The organism is Candidatus Bipolaricaulota bacterium (assembly GCA_021159055.1).
Taxonomy (GTDB): Bacteria; Bipolaricaulota; Bipolaricaulia; order UBA7950; family UBA9294; genus S016-54.
This window is the reverse complement of the sequence record JAGGSO010000117.1, coordinates 1-2,460: the sequence shown is the minus strand read 5'-3', so window position 1 is coordinate 2,460 and position 2,460 is coordinate 1. Positions and strand designations below refer to the sequence as shown.

The following is a 2,460-nucleotide window of genomic DNA, read 5'->3' as shown; positions in this document are numbered from 1 at the left end:
GCCCAGGCGCGGCGGGGGAAGGCTCTCCTCTACCACACCACGCTCATCGTGCGCCCCGATTCGATCCCGATGGAACGGCTCCTGTGCGCTCTGCGCCCCGGCTATCGTACCCCGGCCGTGCCGTCACACCCCTTTCCCACCGCCTCCCTGTCCGAGATAATCGGAGAGGAGGTCCCACTCGAGCAGGTCGGGGTCGCGGCCGCGGTCGGGATCGCCCGGACGTGCGGATCCGAACCGAGGGACGGGGTGGTGACCCAAGACGAGATCCGGCGGGCGGAGGAGCTCGTGCGGGAGAAGTACGGGACTGAGAGATGGAACCGGCAACATTAGACGATCTCCGCATCATCGAGCGGCAACTCGGCCGCCCCCCGCGCGGCGTGCGGGGGATCGCGGTTCGCTGTGAGTACGGCTACCCGCAGGTGGTCGTGGTCCATCCGCTCGTGGAGGGGAAGCCATTCCCCACCACCTACTGGCTCACCTGCCCCTACCTTGCCCGCAAGATCGACCGGATCGAGGCACGGGGGATGATCCGGGAGATCGAGGCCCGGCTCCGGGCCGATCCTGACTTCGCCGCTCGGGTTGAAGCGGCGCATCGGGATTACATCAACACCCGGCTGCAGCTCCTTTCACCGCAAGCCCGAACCGAGCTGGATCGGACCGGGCTGCTCGCACCACTCGAGACCCGGGGGATCGGAGGGACGGCCGACTTCTCCCGGATCAAGTGCCTGCACATGCATGTCGCGCATGCCCTCGCCGCGGCGAACCCGGTCGGTGCGTTAGTGCTCGCCGGCATCCCCGACCGCGCCTGCCCGCCGGATAGGATCATCTGCCGCGAGCTGGAGGAATCGGCTTGAAACTCGCCCGGACGGCGCTATACTTCCCCGGACCTTCCGCGGGAGCCGTGGAGGGCAATTTGCTTTTATGGGGTTGACGATGATGATCGCTTCGCTCAAGAACTGGAAGGATTCCGTTGCGCCGTGGTATTCCGCCACCGGGCTGGCCAGCCTGGTGATGGGGACCTCGTCCGTCCTCATCCCGCTGATGATCGCCGAGGTCCTTGGTCGTTCGGTGGGAGCGGTCGGGATCCTGTCGAGCGTGGTCAGCCTGATCGGGGTGATCGGGAGCCTGATCTGGGGGAGGCTCTCCGATGCTGCCGAGCGGCGCAAGCCGTTCATCGTCCTGAGCTACGCGATGCTCAGCCTGAGCTTCCTCGGGATCGGGCTTTCGCACGCGTTCAGCACGGTTCTCACTTGGAACATGGTCCTCAACTTCTTCTGGGCGGCGAACGCGTCGATCACCGTGCTCATCGTGATCGAGAATCGGGAGAGATCGGAGTGGGAGGAAAGGATCGGTCACCTCAACCAGATCGTCGCCCTCGGCTGGCTCTCCGGGCTGATCCTGGGGAGCGCCGGTCTGGGACTCGCTGGATCGCTCCTCGGAGAGAAGGGGGCGATCCGGGCGCTGTTCTTCGTCCTCGCGGGCGGAGGGGCCGGGGCTGCCATCCTCGCGATGCGGTTTGTCCCCCGGACGAAGCCGCGGTTCACCCGCCGCCGGTTCCGCGGGATGATCGTCGCTCTGGGCAACTTCCTGATCGAGACAGGGAGGTTCCGGCCGGCCCACTTGTACCACCGCCTCAACCCGCGCCGGCTCCCCGAACTCCTGTTCTGCGAGGGCGGATTGCGGCGCGAGACGAAGATCTTCCTGTGGGGGACGCTGCTTGCGTTCACCGGGTTTGGATTCTTCTTCGTCCCTCTCCCGATCCTGTTGGCGCAGCGGTTCGGGTTCCCGTCATCCTTAGTCTTCGGCTACTTCGTGGTTATGAACGCCGCGATCGTGTTCGTCTACCCGTCCGTGTCGCAGCGGATCAAGCGGTCCGGGAACAGGGCGATCCAGATGCGATCGCTCCTCGCACGGTTCGGGCTGTTCCTCGGGATGGGGATCTACCTTACCCTGAGCCAAGGTGTCCCTCCGACGTGGCTGTTGATCGCGTTCTTCCTCGTCCTCGGCGCGAGCTGGTCGTTCTTCCAGCTCTCCGGAGTGGCGCTCGCATCGCGCCTCGCCAAGCCGGAGAACCGGGGACAGGCCCTCGGGTTGTACAACGCGGTCGCCGGACTCGGGACGATCATCGCCGGAATCGGAAGCGGTCTAACCGCCGATCACCTTGGCTACGGTCCGACCGTGCTCGTTGCCGCTTTGTTGGTAAGCGGGGCGATCGCTGTCTTCTACCGCCTCCCGGCCCCGCAGCCAGAGCAAGGGGAGGTGCAAGAGGAAAAAGGAAAACCCGCACGAACGGAAGGAACAATGCGTGCCGAACCGGTATCGTCCCGGGGATGAACAGGCCAGAAGGTCACACCCACTAGATCGGAATACGGGTCCCTGCTTTTACTGGGACGAATGTGCCTTTGAACTCCTCAGCGAGGATCGCGATCGCCCGCTCGCCGGTGCAGTGGCACGGCCCGA

3 protein-coding genes are annotated in these 2,460 nt (G+C 65.4%); all 3 read left to right on the top strand.

The genetic code is table 11. The annotated features are described in order from the left end of the window. The coding region (locus tag J7J55_06030; protein ID MCD6142258.1) for a hypothetical protein at window positions 1-330 on the top strand (330 nt) is incomplete at its 5' end. After that, entirely contained in the window at window positions 312-854 is a 543-nt protein-coding gene (locus J7J55_06025) for a DUF501 domain-containing protein (protein MCD6142257.1), read from the top strand. The genes J7J55_06030 and J7J55_06025, both read left to right, overlap by 19 nt. A 67-nt stretch (window positions 855-921) precedes the next feature. Continuing rightward, the gene (locus J7J55_06020) at window positions 922-2,334 is read left to right on the top strand and encodes an MFS transporter (GenBank protein ID MCD6142256.1); all 1,413 of its coding nucleotides are present in this window, start codon (window positions 922-924) and stop codon (window positions 2,332-2,334) included. Window positions 2,335-2,460 lie beyond the last annotated feature (126 nt).